The organism is Amycolatopsis sp. lyj-108 (assembly GCF_046549005.1).
GTDB lineage: Bacteria > Actinomycetota > Actinomycetes > Mycobacteriales > Pseudonocardiaceae > Amycolatopsis.
Window position 1 is genome coordinate 381,830 of the sequence record NZ_JAJPWQ010000001.1, and the last position, 15,547, is coordinate 397,376.

17 protein-coding genes are annotated in these 15,547 nt (G+C 68.4%); 8 read left to right on the forward strand and 9 right to left on the reverse strand.

Annotation, left to right across the window (positions count from 1 at the left end):
* Positions 1–77: 77 nt before the first annotated feature.
* From trmB to ACLJO0_RS01840, 6 genes are all read right to left on the reverse strand, one after another.
* Positions 78–761 (reverse strand): tRNA (guanosine(46)-N7)-methyltransferase TrmB, encoded by a 684-nt coding sequence (gene trmB / locus ACLJO0_RS01815; protein WP_410576944.1) that lies wholly within the window; start codon positions 759–761, stop codon positions 78–80.
* Positions 762–804: 43 nt separating this feature from the next.
* Positions 805–1,356: a hypothetical protein gene (locus ACLJO0_RS01820; protein WP_125791548.1), complete on the reverse strand. Its 552-nt coding sequence runs from the start codon at positions 1,354–1,356 to the stop codon at positions 805–807.
* A 159-nt stretch (positions 1,357–1,515) separates the two neighbouring features.
* Positions 1,516–2,268 carry a hypothetical protein gene (locus ACLJO0_RS01825; protein WP_125790771.1) on the reverse strand — a complete coding sequence of 251 codons (753 nt, stop codon included), beginning with the start codon at positions 2,266–2,268 and terminating at the stop codon, positions 1,516–1,518.
* A complete protein-coding gene (locus tag ACLJO0_RS01830; RefSeq protein WP_410576286.1) occupies positions 2,265–3,185 on the reverse strand; it encodes an ABC transporter ATP-binding protein in 921 nt (306 codons plus the stop codon). The genes ACLJO0_RS01825 and ACLJO0_RS01830 overlap by 4 nt, the downstream gene beginning before the upstream one ends.
* A 149-nt stretch (positions 3,186–3,334) precedes the next feature.
* Positions 3,335–4,066, reverse strand: coding sequence for an ABC transporter permease (locus ACLJO0_RS01835; RefSeq protein ID WP_410576287.1), 732 nt, complete (start codon positions 4,064–4,066; stop codon positions 3,335–3,337).
* A gap of 28 nt (positions 4,067–4,094) precedes the next feature.
* On the reverse strand, positions 4,095–5,033 hold the full coding sequence (locus tag ACLJO0_RS01840; RefSeq protein ID WP_410576288.1) for an ABC transporter ATP-binding protein: 939 nt from the start codon (positions 5,031–5,033) through the stop codon (positions 4,095–4,097).
* Between the two features lie 190 nt (positions 5,034–5,223).
* Between ACLJO0_RS01840 and ACLJO0_RS01845 the strand changes: the two genes are divergently transcribed.
* The gene (locus ACLJO0_RS01845) at positions 5,224–5,802 is read left to right on the forward strand and encodes a TetR/AcrR family transcriptional regulator (protein WP_410576289.1); all 579 of its coding nucleotides are present in this window, start codon (positions 5,224–5,226) and stop codon (positions 5,800–5,802) included.
* Complete coding sequence (locus ACLJO0_RS01850; RefSeq protein WP_410576290.1) at positions 5,803–6,714, forward strand: SDR family NAD(P)-dependent oxidoreductase; 912 nt, start codon at positions 5,803–5,805, stop codon at positions 6,712–6,714.
* A gap of 101 nt (positions 6,715–6,815) precedes the next feature.
* Here ACLJO0_RS01850 and ACLJO0_RS01855 read toward each other — a convergent pair whose 3' ends face one another.
* From ACLJO0_RS01855 to ACLJO0_RS01865, 3 genes are all read right to left on the reverse strand, one after another.
* On the reverse strand, positions 6,816–7,229 hold the full coding sequence (locus ACLJO0_RS01855) for a VOC family protein (RefSeq protein ID WP_410576291.1): 414 nt from the start codon (positions 7,227–7,229) through the stop codon (positions 6,816–6,818).
* 117 nt (positions 7,230–7,346) lie between these two features.
* Positions 7,347–8,003: a response regulator gene (locus tag ACLJO0_RS01860; protein WP_410576292.1), complete on the reverse strand. Its 657-nt coding sequence runs from the start codon at positions 8,001–8,003 to the stop codon at positions 7,347–7,349.
* Entirely contained in the window at positions 8,000–9,196 is a 1,197-nt protein-coding gene (locus tag ACLJO0_RS01865; protein WP_410576945.1) for a sensor histidine kinase, read from the reverse strand. The genes ACLJO0_RS01860 and ACLJO0_RS01865 overlap by 4 nt, the downstream gene beginning before the upstream one ends.
* A gap of 165 nt (positions 9,197–9,361) precedes the next feature.
* Between ACLJO0_RS01865 and ACLJO0_RS01870 the strand changes: the two genes are divergently transcribed.
* From ACLJO0_RS01870 to ACLJO0_RS01895, 6 genes are all read left to right on the forward strand, one after another.
* Complete coding sequence (locus ACLJO0_RS01870; protein WP_410576946.1) at positions 9,362–10,936, forward strand: dynamin family protein; 1,575 nt, start codon at positions 9,362–9,364, stop codon at positions 10,934–10,936.
* 126 nt (positions 10,937–11,062) lie between these two features.
* Positions 11,063–11,542 carry a hypothetical protein gene (locus ACLJO0_RS01875; RefSeq protein ID WP_410576293.1) on the forward strand — a complete coding sequence of 160 codons (480 nt, stop codon included), beginning with the start codon at positions 11,063–11,065 and terminating at the stop codon, positions 11,540–11,542.
* The gene (locus ACLJO0_RS01880; RefSeq protein ID WP_410576294.1) at positions 11,539–12,195 is read left to right on the forward strand and encodes a TetR/AcrR family transcriptional regulator; all 657 of its coding nucleotides are present in this window, start codon (positions 11,539–11,541) and stop codon (positions 12,193–12,195) included. Before ACLJO0_RS01875 ends, ACLJO0_RS01880 begins: the two co-directional genes overlap by 4 nt.
* A gap of 39 nt (positions 12,196–12,234) precedes the next feature.
* Positions 12,235–12,720 carry a nucleotide exchange factor GrpE gene (gene grpE / locus ACLJO0_RS01885; protein WP_410576295.1) on the forward strand — a complete coding sequence of 162 codons (486 nt, stop codon included), beginning with the start codon at positions 12,235–12,237 and terminating at the stop codon, positions 12,718–12,720.
* On the forward strand, positions 12,717–14,552 hold the full coding sequence (locus ACLJO0_RS01890) for a dynamin family protein (RefSeq protein WP_125790782.1): 1,836 nt from the start codon (positions 12,717–12,719) through the stop codon (positions 14,550–14,552). The genes grpE and ACLJO0_RS01890 overlap by 4 nt, the downstream gene beginning before the upstream one ends.
* 91 nt (positions 14,553–14,643) lie before the next feature.
* A complete protein-coding gene (locus tag ACLJO0_RS01895; RefSeq protein WP_410576296.1) occupies positions 14,644–15,366 on the forward strand; it encodes a DUF6802 family protein in 723 nt (240 codons plus the stop codon).
* Positions 15,367–15,547 lie beyond the last annotated feature (181 nt).

Consider the following 15,547-nt stretch of genomic DNA (forward strand, 5'->3'; position numbering starts at 1 on the left):
CCTCCTTGCCTACCCTGAGGGTAGTGAAGGAGGCTTTCGCTACCCGTCGATGTGGTCCTGACCGGCCCTTACCCAGTTCAGACCCGCTCGAAGATCAGGTCATGCGAGATCCGGCCTTCGACGTCGGCGCGGTTCTCGAACTTCGTGACCGGCCGCCACTCCGGACGCGGCGCCCAACCACCGGCCTCGTCGGCGTAGCGGTTACGCAGGAGCGGCTCGGCCGAGCAGACCTCCATCATCTGTTCGGCGTAGTTCTCCCAGTCGGTCGCCATGTGGAAGGTCCCGCCCGGCGCGAGCCGCGAGGCGATCAGCGACACGAACTCCGGCTGCACGATCCGCCGCTTGTGGTGCCGCTTCTTCGGCCACGGGTCCGGGAAGAACAGCCGGACCCCGGACAGCGAGCCCGGCTCGACATGCGAGGTCAGCAGCACGACGGCGTCACCGTGCATCAGCCGCAGGTTCTTCACCCCGAGCTTCTCGGCACGCAACATCAGCTGGCCGAGGCCCGGTTCGTACACCTCGACCGCGACGTAGTTGAGCTCCGGGGCGGCGGCCGCGAGCTGGGACGTGGTCTCGCCCATGCCCGAACCGATCTCCACCATGACCGGGGCCCGCCTGCCGAACCACCCGTCGAAGTCCACCGGACCTTCGGGCAGTTCGCCGACGGTGCGGCCGAGCGACGGCCAGAGTTCGTCCCAGGCTCGCTGCTGCCCGACGGTCATCCGGCCGCCGCGGTTGACATAGCTGACCACGCTGCGCATCCGTGGCTGGTCCTCGTTTTCCACCCACCCATTAAACGTGGGGTTACCGGACCGCTTCGAACTCCCCCAGCCGCGAGCGCAGGCCCGCGAATCCGGCGACCGGGATCGGGGCCGGCGTCGTACTGGAATGGGCGGGGAGGACGTCGATCCAGCCGTCGTGACGGCTGGTGTTCAGCACGGTGGTCGGGATCGAAAGTCCGGACGCTCCGCGTTCGGAAGGCATGAACTCCCAGTAACCGGATTCTCCGTCCGCGGCCCACGGGACGAATTCCCAACCTGGTCGCCTGCCGAGCAGGCCTGCGATGCGATCTTCGATGCGGAAACCGAGTTCCCGCGATTCGAGCCTGCCTTCCACGACGGCGCGAAGCCACCACGGCGCGGGAATTTCACCGTGCATTCCACTGGACGCGCGGTACAGCGCGACAACGAGATCTTCGGGTGCGCGGTGCACCCACGCGCGGCGGATATCGGATGGCCTCGTCGCGGACGCGACCGTGCGGGGCAGTTCGATCGCCTGTGACCATTCCAGGTCGAGCATGGGCTCGAGCCGGGGCTGCATACTTTCCGTGCGGGCTTGCGGGATCTTGCGTTCCACTCCCTGACCGGAATCCACCGTCAAGGATCACCTCCGGGGCCGAAGAGCCGAAATAGGCTCATCCCGAGCATCGCCCGGTGGGGAACAGTATGTCCGCTTCCTGTGAGAGAAGCCACAGCCTCTTAACGTGGACTTAACTCCTTTGGAGGCGGTAAAAGCTCACGCGTCCCGTCGATGGGTGATCATCAGCCCGGCCGCATACACAATCACGCAGATGCCGCCGAAATAAGCCAAATAACCCCACGGCCCCAACGGCGGCTCGAGTTTCAACATCGCCACCGTGAGATCCGGTCCGGAAAACTGATTGGCCGCGAAGAACGGCATCCACTGGTAGATGTCGCCGCCCACTTTCGGAATCAGCACGACGAGGCCCTCGATCAGCTGCGTCCAGACCAGCGCGAACCCGAGCGCGAACGCGGGGTTACGGAACAGCAGCCCGAGACCGACGCCGAGCAGCCCGGTCAGGAGGAAGGTCAGGCCCTGGCCCGCCACCGCGCGCCAGTCGGCTCCCGAGGCGATACCCAGGCCGGCGGCCGGTTCGATCAGATACGCGACCGCCCACGAGCCGAAGCCCACCAGCAGCCCGATCAGCCCCGAGAACACTCCGACGACGGCGCCCTTCGCCAGCAGCGCGGGCACCCGCGAGGGCACCGCCTGGAAGGTGAGCTTCATCGTGCCCCAGTTGAACTCCGTCGCCGCCGCGAGGATGGCGAGGACCAGCACCACGGTGCGGCCGAGCGCGCTGGCGACCTGGGTCGAGTTGACGCCTGTCTGGCCCTCGAGCGGTACGAAGCCGAAGAAGAGCGCGGTGTAGGCGAGCGCGACCACGACCGCGATCCCCGCGCACCACCAGGGCGCGCGGGTGCTCAGCAGTTTGATCCGCTCCGCGCGGAGCATGTTCGCCGCGGTCATCGGACGACCTCCGGAACCGGGCCGGTGCCGTATTCGACGGCTCCGGCGGTGAGCTGCATGTACGCCTGTTCGAGCGAGCCGGTGAGCGGCTTCAGCTCGTGGAGGGTCGCGCCGGCGGCGAACGCGAGTTCGCCGATGTCGTCGCTGTCCATTTCGGACACGATGAGCGCGCCGTCCTCCTCGCGGAATCCGGCGCCCTTCTCGGTCAGCGCCGTTCGCAGTTCGGGCAGCTGCGGGCTGCGGACCCGGACGCCGAGGCCCTTCGCCCGGCCGATGAAGTCCTCCATCGTGCCCTGGTAGATCAGCTTTCCCCGGCCGATCACGACGAGGTCCTGCGCGGTCTGCGCCATCTCCGGCAGCAGATGGCTGGACACGAACACGGTGCGGCCCTCGGCGGCGAGCGCGTGCATCAGCTGCCGGATCCACACGATGCCCTCGGGGTCGAGCCCGTTGACCGGCTCGTCGAACAGCAGCACACGGGGGTCGCCCAGCAACGCCGTGGCGATCCCGAGCCGCTGCGACATCCCGAGCGAGAACTGCCCGGCCCGTTTGCGGGCGACCGAGTCCAGCCCGACCAGCCGGAGCACCTCGTCGACGCGCTTGTCCGGCAGGCCGTTGGTCGCGGCGATCCACCGGAGGTGCTCGCGCGCGGTGCGGCCGGGATGCCGCCAGGTGGCGTCGATCATGCCGCCGACCGTCCGAAGTGGATCATGCAGTTCGCGGTAGGCCTTGCCGTCGATCGTCACGGTGCCCGACGTCGGATTGTCGAGCCCGAGCATCATCCGCATGGTGGTGGACTTCCCCGCCCCGTTGGGGCCGAGGAATCCCGTCACCCGCCCCACTTCGGCGGTGAAGGAAAGTTCGTCGACGGCGAGCTTGTCGCCGTAGCGTTTCGTGAGTCCGGTGGCCTCGATCATCAGCCCTCCCTCCGGTGGATTCCGACATTACGCGGGAAAGGACCGGGCTGCCCCCCGATTAGGCGGCCCGGTCCTTGTTCCCCTTTTTCTCCCCGGCCGGACGTCTCACTCCCCCGAGTGAGACGTCCGGCTTTCCCCTGTGGAAGTCCTTACGCGTCGCGCTTGTTCGCGACGAACAGCGAGATGACCAGCAGCACCAGCGCGAAGCCCGCGAAGTAGGCCAGCGATCCGGCCTGGCTCAACGGTGCTTCCGCCCTGGCGGGGCCCGAACCGGTGAGGAACCTGTCGGCGACACGGAACGGCATCCACTCGTAGATGTCCTTGCCGATCTTCGGGATGAGCTGGATCAGGTTCTCCACCGCGAGAGCGTAGATCAGCACGAGCGAAATGGCCCCGGCGCTGTGCCGGATCAGGATGCCGACGGCGATCGCGATCACCGAGGCGAGTGCGAACACCACGCCCACCCCGGCGACACTGGTCCACTCGGCGGCGGTGTTCAGTGCGAGGTCTTCCGGCCGCATGACCGAGGCGAGGCCCCAGGCGCCGAATGCGGCGACCTCGCCGACCACGAGCGACAGGATCGCGACCACGCCGGTCTTGGCCAGCAGCGCCGCGGTGCGGTTCGGCACGGCCTGGAAGGTGGTCCGGATGGTGCTGAAGCGGTATTCGGTGGTCACCGAAAGCGCGGCGAGCACCATGATCACGGCCATGCCGAAGCCGTAACCGAACTGGGTCAGGCTGACGTCGGTGAGTTCCCCTTCGGGTGCGGCACCGGAGACGATGGCGGCGAAACCGATCACGACCGCCAGTGCGGCCAGCGCGCACCACCAGGGTGAGCGTGTGGTGAACAGCTTGATGCGTTCCACGGCGAGCAGAGTCATGGCTTTTCTTTCCTCGGAAGGTGAGCGGCTACTGGGCGGCTGTGACCACTTCGGCGGCTTCGGCTTCGAGACCCGTGTGGTACTCGACCGAATCGCCGGTGATCTGCATGAAGGCCTGCTCCAGGGAGCCGGTCTGCGGGCTGAGCTCGTGCAGCACGATCTGGTTGGCCGCGGCGATCTCGCCGATCTTGTCACTGTCCATACCGGACACGACGAGCGACTTGTCGACGTCGGTGACCTGTGCGCTCGCCTGCGCCAGCGCGGCGCGCAGCGCGGGCAGTTGCGGCGACCGGACCTTGACCGTGTTCTCGGCGGCCCGCGAGACGAAGTCCTCGGTGGAGGACTGGGAGATCAGCTGCCCCTTGCCGATCACGACCAGGTGGCTCGCGGTCAGCGCCATCTCCGAAAGCAGGTGCGAGGAAACGAATACCGTGCGGCCTTCGTCGGCGAGCCGGTGCATGAACTTCCGGATCCAGAGGATGCCCTCGGGGTCGAGGCCGTTCACGGGCTCGTCGAAGAGGAGGACCTCCGGGTCGCCCAGCAGCGCCGCCGCGATCCCCAGCCGCTGCGACATGCCGAGAGAGAAACCACCGGCGCGCTTTCCGGCGACGCTGGTGAGCCCGACGGTCTCGAGTACCTCGTCGACCCGGCTCTCCGCGATCTTGTTGGACTTCGCCATCCACCGCAGATGCGCCCGCGCCGACCGGTTGGGGTGCACCCACTTGGCGTCCAGCAGCGCGCCGACCGTCCGCAGCGGTTCCTTCAGCTCGCGGTACAGCTTGCCCCCGATGCGCACCTGGCCCGCGGTCGGATTGTCCAGGCCGAGGATCATCCGCATGGTCGTCGACTTGCCCGCCCCGTTGGGGCCGAGGAATCCGGTGACCTCCCCGCCCGCGACTGAGAAGGACAGGTCGTTCACCGCCAGTGTCTTGCCGTACCGCTTGGTGAGGCCCACTGCCTCGATCATGTCTGCTCCCCTCGGCGACTGCGAGAACAATCGTCGTCCATGTGGGTGGTCGAGCGCGTCATCCTGAGGTGCCAACCTGATACCCGACCTGAGACGTAGCTTGCCGTCTCCAGGCGGCGTACGCGATCGGTGATACCCCTGAGAGTGACCCTGATTCGCCAGGGTTAATGAATCGTGGTTCAATAACCGCATGGCGAGGCCGCGCACCATCACCGACGAACGACTGCTGACCGCGGCGGAGACCGTGATCGGCATGGTGGGCCCGGGTTTCACGCTCGCCCAGGTGGCGGCGGAAGCCGGGGTCGCGGTCGGCACCGTCGCCCAGCGATTCGGCTCGAAAAACGGCCTCTTGCAGGCATTGAGCCGGTTGAACACGCGGTCGGTCGTAGGGCGGATGGCCGACTGCGGCGAGCTCGCCGATCCCGTCGAGGCGCTGCGGGCGGCGGTCGTCGTGGTCTACGAGGGTTTGGGCACCCCGGAGACGGCGGCGAACCATCTCGGGCAGCTGGGGGTGGACATCGGGGATCCGGAACTCCGTGCCCTGCTGGGTGAACATTTCACCGCCGTGGAGGCGGAATTGCGGCGGCTGACGCGCGTCGCGGCACGGGACCTGCCGGGCGCGCCCGGTGTCGTCCGTGCGGCGCGCGTGCTGCTGGGGGTGGCGAACGGGGCCGCGCTGGACTGGTCGATCCGGCCGAAGGGCCGAATCGCCGACCGGCTGGGGCAAGACGTGGACGCGGTACTGACCGCATGGAAAGGAGTGTCCTGAATGGACCGGAAAGTGGCCGTGGTCACGGGGTCGACGCGGGGCTGTGGCCGCGCGATCGCGGTGGAACTGGGCAGGCTCGGCTGGACGGTGTTCGTCACCGGCCGCACGACGCGCGAACAGCAGTCGCCGATGAAGCGGTCGGAGACGATCGAAGACACCGCGGAACTCGTCGACGCGGTGGGCGGCAGGGGTATCCCCGTGCGGACCGACTTCACCGTCGTGTCCGATGTGGACGCCTTGAAGGCGCGTATCGAGTCCGAAGTGGACGGCCGGATCGACGTACTCGTCGACGACGTCTGGGGTGGCGACCCGTTCGCGGACTTCGAAGGGGCGTACTGGGACTCCAGCCTCGACGACGCACTCACGCTGGTGCACAACGCGATCGACACGCACCTGATCGCGTTGCACCGGCTGCTTCCGCTGGTCGTGCGGCGTGAGGGCGGTCTCGTCATCGAGGTCACCGACGGCGACCACGACGAGTACGTCGGCGCGGGGATCCCGTACTTCCTCGCGAAATGCGGGATCCGCGCGATCGGCAGGGCGCTCGGCGCCGAACTGAAGAAGTACGACTGTGTCGGCATGACCGTCACGCCCGGCTTCCTGCGTTCGGAAGCCATGCTCGACCACTTCGGGGTCACCGAAACGACGTGGCGTGACGCCGTCGGCAAGACGGCGCCGGTCGACTTCGCCATCTCGGAGACCCCGGCGTTGCTCGGGCGAGGTGTCGCGAAGCTGGCGACCGACCCGGAGGTCTCGCGGTTCGCGGGCAAGACGCTCGCGTCGTGGACGCTGATGAACGAGTACGGCCTGACCGACGTCGACGGCTCACGCCCCGACTTCGGCAAGTGGATGGCCGAAGTCCGGGACGCGGGCAAGGACGCGGAGACGGCGGACCACGCCCTTTACCGCTGAGGCACCGGCCGCCGGCCAGTGTCGCGAAAGCCACTTTCGGGACATCAGGCGTCGCGAAAGTGGCTTTCGCGACACGCCTCGACCCCGGGCCGGCCGGGGAGCTACTTCTTCCCGGCCAGCACGTCCAGGTAGTGCTGGTTGAACATGACACCGAGGACGTTGCCGAAGGGGTCGACGACCGCCGCGGTCACGAAGCCAGGCCCGCGCTCGATGATCGGCTCGTACTCCTTCGCGCCCTTTTCGAGCAGCTTCGCGAAGGCGTCCTCGACGTTGTCGACGGCCCAGTTCGCGATGGCTCCGCCGGGACCGGGCTGGGCCGGCGGCGGCCGGTAGTCGCCCCGGACCACGCCGAACTCGTGCTGGTAGTCGCCGATCCGGAACTCGACGTAGGCGGGCTTCCCGTCGGGACCGTTGCGGACGAAGTACGGCTCGATCCCGAAGAGATCGGAGTACCACTCGATCGCGGCGGCCATGTCGTCGGCGTAGAACGTGGTGGTGGTGAGACCTCGCAGCATTTCCTTCTCCTCCATCAAGTGGCTCTGGAGACAAGGATCCACCGCAAAGTGCTCACCGAATGACCACTTTTCCGCAGGGATCGCCGCAAGTAGTCGCCTACTTGCGGCGATCCCGCCTCAGCTGACCCCGGGGCGCGCCAAACCGGTCTCGTAGGCGAGCACCACGGCCTGCACCCGGTCGCGCAGGTCGAGCTTGGACAGGATCCGCCCGACGTGCGTCTTCACCGTCGCCTCGGACAGGAACAGTGTCTCGGCGATCTCCAGGTTCGAGAGGCCCTTCGCGATCAGCACGAGCACCTCGCGCTCCCGTTCGGTGAGGACGTCGAGTTCGGCCGCGTCCCGCATCGGCTTCCCGCCGGCACCGACGAAGCGGTCGAGCAGCCGCCTGGTCACCGAAGGCGAGACCACGGCGTCGCCCGAAGCGACCGCCCGCAGTGCCGACACCAGGTGATCCGGCTGGGTGTCCTTCAGCAGGAACCCGCTCGCGCCGCCCTGCAACGCCGAATAGACGTACTCGTCCAGGTCGAACGTCGTCATCACGAGCACCCGCGCCGTCCCGGCCTCGACGATCCGTTTCGTCGCCTCGACCCCGTCCAGCACCGGCATCCGGACGTCCATCAGCACGACGTCCGGCCGCAGTTCCTCGGCGAGGCGGATGGCCTGCGCCCCGTCGCCGGCCTCGCCGACGACATCGATGTCGGCCTGTGCGCCCAGGACCATCCGGAACCCGACGCGCATCAATTCCTGGTCGTCGACGACCACCACCCGTATCACGTCGCCAACCTAACCGGGAGCCTCGCGTGCACCTGCCACCCTCCACCGGGAGCGGGTCCGACCTCCAGCGTGCCGCCGAAGACGTTCGCCCGTTCCTTCATTCCGATCAATCCGTTCCCACCGGGGACGGTGAGTCTCCGCGGCCCCGACGGCGCGACGTGCGACCCCGTCTTCGTCGCGGCGGGCACCAGCTGTTTCGCGCGGCCGGCGCCGTCGTCGGTGATCCGGACGTCGATCACGTCGGCCTCCCGGCGCACCAGCACCTCCGCCTGCGCGCCCTGTCCGGCGTGTTTCAGCGTGTTCGTCAGCGACTCCTGGACGATCCGGTACACGCCGAGCGAGACACCGGCGGGCAGCCCGGCCAGCGCGTCGGAACCGATCGCCAGCGTCACCGGCACGCCGGCCTGGCGGATCCGGTCCGCGAGGTCGGTCAGCGCGCTGGCGTCCGGCTGCGGCACCCGCGGCTCGTCGTCGCCGTCACTGCGGAGCACGTCCAGCAGCCGTCGCAGCTCGGCGAGCGCGCCGCGGCCGGTTTCCGAAATCGTCTGCAAGGCCCGTTTCGCCATCTCGGGATTCCCGTCGATCGCGTAGGACGCGCCGTCGGCCTGCACGACCATCACGCTCACCGCGTGCGCGACGACGTCGTGCAGCTCACGGGCGATCCGTCCGCGTTCCTCACCGACGGCGATCCTGGTCGCCTGGTCTCGTTCCGTCTCAAGCAGATGCAACCTGGCTTCCACCTCCTCGTGATAGGCGCGCCTCGCGCCGGCGAACTCGCCGAGCGTCCAGCACAGTGCGCTGGAGAAGATGCCGATGATCGCCAGCACCCACACGTCCTCCGGCGGGTCGGCCCACAGCTGGAGACCCGAGATGACCAGCGTCGCCACCAGATACAGCAGGCCCTGTTTGCGCCCGACGTAGACCAGCACCGAGTAGATGCTGATCATCACCGCGAACGCGCTGGCCGCGCCCAGCTCCAGCGCCCCGTGCGGGATGCCGATCAGCAGCACCAGATACGCCGACCACAGCGTCGCCTTCCGCCGGAAGACCAGCGGCGCGACCATCGCGATGTCCAGCGGCACCGCCACGTACCAGGGCGGCATCGACGGCACTTCCGGCGTCTCGGCGGCGGCGACGTAAAGCAGCAGGTCGGTCAGCAGCAGGATGACGGCGATGGAACTGTCCCCCGCCATGGGGTGGGCACGCATCCAGAGGCTTAACCGTCGCACCTGGTAACACTATGTCGGCCTGTGCCGTTCGCGCGTCGGTCGCCGGTACCACCTTCGGTGCGACCCGAGGATGAGCGGCATGGCACGATTCTCCTCGGCAGGCTCGACGACTGGGAGGGGCAGGGCGCCGTGACGTCACCTTCGGAGCAGGGACGGCTCGCCGGTCCGCTGTCGATGTCGGTGGCCAATCTCTGCCATCGCCTGCAACCGCAGGTGTCCGCGCGGACCGCCGCCGGCTTCGCCGAAGTGCTGCGCAGGCTGGGCGGACCGCTGCAGGTCGCCGTCGCGGGCCGGATCAAATCGGGTAAGTCCACCCTGGTCAACGCCCTGATCGGGCGCCGGGTCGCGCCGACCGACGTCGGCGAGTGCACCCGGCTGGTGACCAGGTTCCAGTACGGCACCGTCGACCGCGTCGAGATCGTCTTCAACGACGGCCGCAAACAGGTGCTGCCCTTCTCCGCCGACGGGATGATCCCGGCGGAGCTGGGCATCGACATCGACAAGGTCTCGCATATCGAGGCGTACCTCACCAACGCGGTCCTGCAGGGCATGACCGTCATCGACACGCCCGGCCTCGGCTCGCTCGACGCCGCTTCGGTGTCGCGGACCGAGGAGCTGCTGGGCGCGGCGAAGCACCGCAAGCCCGACGGTGACGAGGACGAGGACGAAGAAGAAGGCTCCGACGAGCTGGACGACACCTCGCGCAACGCCGTCGCCGGTGCCGAGGCCGTGCTCTACGTCGTCACGCAGGGCGTCCGCGCCGACGACCAGCAGGCCTTGGCCGCGTTCACCGCCGCGACCGCGAGCCGCGAGGCGGGTCCGGTCAACGCGATCGCGGTGCTCAACAAGGCGGACACCATCGCGCCGGAGTCGGTCGAAGGCTCGGGCGGCGACGTGTGGAAGGCCGCCACGCTCCTGTCGGAGAAGCAGGCCTCGACGCTGAAGCCCCGCGTCGCGGACGTGCTGCCGGTGATCGGGCTGATCGCGGAGTCGGCCGAGTCCGGCGGCTTCACCTCCCCCGACGCCGAAGCGCTGCGTCAGCTGGCCGAGATGGACGACGACATCCTCGAGACCATGCTGATCTCGGCGGACATCTTCACCAGCTGGGAATGCGACGTCGCGGCGGGCACCCGGCTGCGGCTGCTGGAGAAACTGGACCTGTTCGGCGTCCGGTACGCGGTCGAGGCGATCCGCAAGGAACCCGAGATCACCGCGGGCTCGCTGCGGCGGAAGCTGCTCGACGCCTCCGGGCTCGAAGCCGTCCGACAGCGGCTGAGCATCGTCTTCGCCGCCCGCGCCGACGGCATCAAGGCCGCCGCCGCGCTGGCTTCGGTCACCGCGCTGGCCCACGCGTCCGGCGACCCGGCCGAACGGCAGCGCGTCCACGACGCGATCGAGGTCCTGCTCGCCAAGCCCGAGGCACACCAGCTCCGGCTGCTCGAAGCGCTCACGCTGGTCGCTTCCGGCGCGGTCGACATGCCCGAGGACCTGTCCGAGGAGGTCCTGCGGGTCGGCAGCAACGCCGACATCGGCGCCCAGCTCGGTAAACCGGGCGCTCCGCGCGCCGAGCTGGCGGCTCACGCCCTGGAACGCGCCGGCTGGTGGCGCTCCTTCGCGTCCTTCGGCGCGACGCCCGCCCAGAGCCGCGTCGCGCACGTCGTGCACCGGGCGTACTTCCTCATCTGGCAGCAGATCCGCGAGTGACCCCTCCGCAATTCGTCACCTACTTGCCCTGACCGCACACGCGCGCCGGAAGACGTCCAGGGCAAGTAGGTGACGAATTGCGGGCCGGGTTTGATAAACCGAGCGCTCGGTCTAATAATGGGGCGCATGGAAACGATCGTCGACGAGCCCCAGTGGCTGCGCACGGCCTCCTGGCTCGGCTGTCCGCTGGTGGGCGCCGCGCTCGGCTGGTTCCTCCAGTCGATTTCGGGCTGGGTGGCGTCCTTGAGCTGGGTCCCGTTCAAGGGCCCCTTCCAGCTCGTCTCGGATATGCCGCGGCCATGGGGCATGGTCACCGGGATCGGCGTCGGCCTGGTGCTCGGCCTGTTCTTCGCCGCGGTCTGGGCGCACGAACGGCTGATCGTGAAGGTGACGCCGACCCGCATCACGCTGACCACCAAGGGCCGCAGCCGCGCCTACGAAGCCCGGCTCGAAGCCGTCTTCCTCGACGGCAAGGAGCTGGTCCTGCTCGCCGCCGACGGCCGTGAACTGGTGCGGCAGAAGGGCGACGTCGACCGCAAGGCCGTCGCCAAGGCCTTCCTCGACCACGGCTACCCGTGGCAAGACGAGCCGCCGGCGGTGAAATGAGGACGGTCGACCCGGCCAAGCACGAGGCGAAACGCCGCGCCATCCTCGACGCCGCCGCGGGCTGCTTCGCGATGAAGGGCTTCGAGAAGACCACGACGGCGGAGATCTGCCGCGCGGCCGGGATCAGCACCGGCAGCCTGTTCCACTACTTCCCGAACAAACGCGCGGTCTTCGTCGGCATCTTCGAACAGGACGGCGACGAGACCGCGGCCCTGCTCGCGGCCGCCGGGGAGATCGAGGACCCGTGGGAGGCCATCCTCCACGTCGTCGCGCAGGTGTCGGAGCAGCTCCTGCAACCTCTCGCGGCCAAACTCGTCCTCGAGGTCGCCGCGCAGTGTTCCCGCGACGCCGATCTGGCCAGGCTCGTCCAGGGCAACGACCGTGCCCTCCGTGACGGGCTCACCGACCTCGTGAAGGGGGCGGTGGAAGCGGGCCGGATCGATCCCGGACTCGATTCGAAGACGGTGGCGAGTTGGCTGGTCGCGTTGGTCGACGCACCGCTTTCACGCGTGATTCTGGAGCCGGACCTCGATCCGAAAGCGGAACTCGCGGTGATGAAGGAGCTGATCGCCAGATTCCTTCGTCCCGTTCTGCCGATTTCGCCCCCGGCCGACGGGCGATTGGTCGACACTGGTGAAATCTCCCCGGGCTGATCAGCAGGCCCGGGACACCAGTTACGGGGGTCGATTCGGGTGGGTGCTTGGCTGCGCAAGAAGGCGGTCGACGACGTGGACCCGGACGAAGTGCCGACCGGCCAGATCTCGGCGGCGATCATCGCCGAGGCGGATGGCGCGACTTCGCCGTCCGAGGGAACCGTGGCCGTCGAAGCCACGTCGAAGACCGATGTGGAGTCCACGACCACGGGTCCGGCCGACCTCGAACAGGCTCTCGCCGACCGGCAGGCGCTGATCCAGCTCTGCCTGTACGCCCTCGATCGCGCCCGCAGCGGCGGCGTCGTCGAGCGGCTGGAACACGGTCTCGCCGGGATCGGTGTCCGTGCCCTGCGCCCGGACGGCGAGCGGTTCGACCCCGCCGTGCACGAGGCGGGCGGCGCGGTCGCGACCGAGGATCCGGCGCTCGAAGGGCTCGTCGCGGAGACCGAGGTCGTCGGGTTCGCCGATCACGACCGGGTCCTGCGCGCGCCGATCGTCATCGTCTACGCGAAGAAGGCCCAGTGACCGCTCCGAGCGCGGCGACCAATCTGCCGGCGGTCGTGAAGAGCACGCGCGAGCAGCTGCTCACCGTCGTCCGCGAGGCCGATCCTCAGGCCGCGAAATGGGTCGAGGACATCCGGAAGGCGCGGCCGAAGAAGCCGTCGGTCGTGGTGGTCGGCGAGACCAACCGCGGCAAGAGCTCGCTCGTGAACGCGCTCCTGTCCATGCCGGGACTGTCCCCTGTGGACGCCGACGTCGCCACGGCGACGTATCTGGTCTTCGAGCATGCCGAGCAGTGGTCCGCGCAGGCCTGCTACCCGGGCCAGCTGGCGTCGGTGCCGATCAACCTCAACGACCTGATCCACTGGGTTTCGGCCGCGCACGAACTGCCGGAAGGGCAGATCCCGCCGCGTTACGTCGAGGTCTCCGGCCCGGTCCCGCTGCTCGAACGAGTGTCCATTGTGGATACCCCGGGCGTCGGCGGGCTCGACTCGATGCACGGCGAACTGGCGAAGGAGGCCGCCGCGGGCGCCACCGCACTGCTGTTCGTCGTCGACGCCTCCTCTCCCTTCACCGCGCAGGAGCTGCACTTCCTGCAGGACATGGGCGAGCGCGTCGAAACCGTGCTGTTCGCGCTGACCAAGACCGACCAGTTCCGCGGCTGGCGCGAGGTCCTCGAGGCCGACCGGCGGCTGCTCGCCGAGCACGCTCCCCGGTTCGCCGACGCGGTGTTCCACCCGGTTTCCGCGCGGATGTTCGAGACGGCGGCCAAGGCCCCGAACGAGCAGATGGCCATGATGCTGCGGGAAAAGGCCGGGATCGGCGCACTGCAGGGCGCGTTGCAGGAGATGCTGGTCGGCCGCTCGGCGATGCTGGGCGAGGCCAACACCCTGCGCGCGCTGTCGAGCGCCCTCGGCGAGCTCAAGGCGAAGTTGCAGGCGGAAAGCCGTGCGCTGTCCGCCGGTGAGGCCGAGGCGGAGCAGCTCCGCCAGCGCCGCGACGACCTGACCACCGAACGGCGCTCGTCGACGCGGGGCTGGCAGCTGAAACTGCGCGCGGAGATCCAGCGGACCCGCGTCGAGGTCGGACACGAGACCAGCAGGCAGATGCGCGACGCGTCGACGCATTTCCGGCAGCAGATCGACGGCGCGAAACGGGACGCCCTAGCCGCGTTGCCCCAGCAGGTCGACATCGCGTTGCAGACGACGTCGCAGCGGATCTCGATGCTGCTCTCCCAGCGGCTCAACCAGGTCACCAACGTCGCGCTTTCGGAGCTTTTCTCGGCCGAAGAACTCGCCATCATCCGCGGTCAGTTCGCCAGGGCGGGCGGCCCGCCGGTCGTGCTGCGCCCGCCGGACAAGAAACCGCCGACGGCCGAGGACAAACTGCTCATCTTCATGGGCGTTTCCGGTGGTCTCGGTGCCGGGAAGGTCGCCGCGCTGCCGCTGGCGGGCGTCGCGATCCTGAACCCGGTGATCCTGCCCGCCACGATCATCATCGGCCTCGGCGCCGGCTGGTGGATGGCGCGCACCCGCAAACACGCCTCGGACAAGCAGCATATGAAGCAGTGGCTCGTCGAGGCGATCGCGGACGCGCGTTCCACCCTGGACCAGCTCGTCGCGGAGCAGCTGATCGAGGCCGAACAGCAGCTGTCGATGGCGCTCGACGAAGCCCTCGGCCGCCGCATCGACGCGATCGAAGCGGAGCTGAAGGAAGTCGACAAGACGATCAAGATGGGCGCGCAGGAACGGGCGAAGAAGATCTCGGTCGTCGCGAAGCGCCTGAAGGACGTCTCAGACGGTCGTGATCGCGCTGAGGCGCTGCTCGGTCGCATTCGGTCACTGCGCGACGCCTGACCAGGGTGGTCCTGTTGTGGACCGGAACCGAACCGGCCTACGGTGAGTCCTAAGCTTCGACACACCAGCAGGTCAACGAGGGGGTTATCCCATGTGGGTCGACGAGAGCGGCGGCACGGACACCGAGGCGGGCTCCACGGAGGCGGTCACGGTCCACGTTGACGGCGAGGAGTACCAGGCCGAGCTCAACTACGACCTCGACAAGGACGGCGTGAACGACGCCGCGGTCATCCAGCACGAAGACGGCACCGGCCAGGCGTTCGTCGACACCGACGGCGACGGCGAGGCCGACCAGTACGCGGTGCTGGACGAGAACGGCAAGGTCGTCCAGGAAGCCGTCTACGACGAGGCGTCCGGCGCCTGGGTCGAGGCCGGTGGCGGTAGCGACGACGGCGGTTCCGACGCGGGCACCAGCGGCACCATGCACGCCGACATGCCCAGCGGCGACGTCGAGATCGGCCCGCCGACGATCGACACCGACGGTGACGGGACTCCCGACACCGCCGTCGTCACGACGGAGGACGGCCGCACGATCGCCTTCACCGACAAGGACGGCGACGGCAACGCCGACATCGCGGTGGAGACCGACGCTTCCGGCAACTCCAAGACCTACGAGCACACCGGCCCCGGCCAGTGGACCGAGGTCAGCAGCGGCGTGGTCAACGACGACATCGGCTCGGCCTTCGCGAGCACTCCGGCCGCCGTCGACGGCGACCCCGCGGGTGACGCGGCGTGGGGTGGCGCGGGCACCGAAACACTCGAAGGTGTGGCGAAGATCGATTCTTCGACCGGCCAGTGGATCAGCCCCAACTGATTCCGGAAATGGTTTAAACCACCGCCAGAATGGTCTAGGCCATTTTAAAAGCCGAATTCGTGTAATCCTGGTCACAGAACAGCCCGGTACGAGACCTCGTGCCGGGCTTTCTCATGTCCGATTCGCCCCGTCACCGTGCTGTCGATCACCGGAAGAATTTCTGCGTATGGCCCATTCCGGT

Coding starts and splice junctions, on each gene's coding strand:
- ACLJO0_RS01830 (WP_410576286.1), bottom strand. CDS start 3,185: ATGATCGAGGCCACCGGACTCACGAAACGCTACGGCGACAAGCTCGCC.
- ACLJO0_RS01865 (WP_410576945.1), bottom strand. CDS start 9,196: ATGGCGGGGGACAGTTCCATCGCCGTCATCCTGCTGCTGACCGACCTG.
- trmB (WP_410576944.1), bottom strand. CDS start 761: ATGCGCAGCGTGGTCAGCTATGTCAACCGCGGCGGCCGGATGACCGTC.
- ACLJO0_RS01840 (WP_410576288.1), bottom strand. CDS start 5,033: ATGATCGAGGCAGTGGGCCTCACCAAGCGGTACGGCAAGACACTGGCG.
- ACLJO0_RS01825 (WP_125790771.1), bottom strand. CDS start 2,268: ATGACCGCGGCGAACATGCTCCGCGCGGAGCGGATCAAACTGCTGAGC.
- ACLJO0_RS01895 (WP_410576296.1), top strand. CDS start 14,644: ATGTGGGTCGACGAGAGCGGCGGCACGGACACCGAGGCGGGCTCCACG.
- ACLJO0_RS01875 (WP_410576293.1), top strand. CDS start 11,063: ATGGAAACGATCGTCGACGAGCCCCAGTGGCTGCGCACGGCCTCCTGG.
- ACLJO0_RS01850 (WP_410576290.1), top strand. CDS start 5,803: ATGGACCGGAAAGTGGCCGTGGTCACGGGGTCGACGCGGGGCTGTGGC.
- ACLJO0_RS01835 (WP_410576287.1), bottom strand. CDS start 4,066: ATGACTCTGCTCGCCGTGGAACGCATCAAGCTGTTCACCACACGCTCA.
- ACLJO0_RS01845 (WP_410576289.1), top strand. CDS start 5,224: ATGGCGAGGCCGCGCACCATCACCGACGAACGACTGCTGACCGCGGCG.
- ACLJO0_RS01880 (WP_410576294.1), top strand. CDS start 11,539: ATGAGGACGGTCGACCCGGCCAAGCACGAGGCGAAACGCCGCGCCATC.
- ACLJO0_RS01855 (WP_410576291.1), bottom strand. CDS start 7,229: ATGCTGCGAGGTCTCACCACCACCACGTTCTACGCCGACGACATGGCC.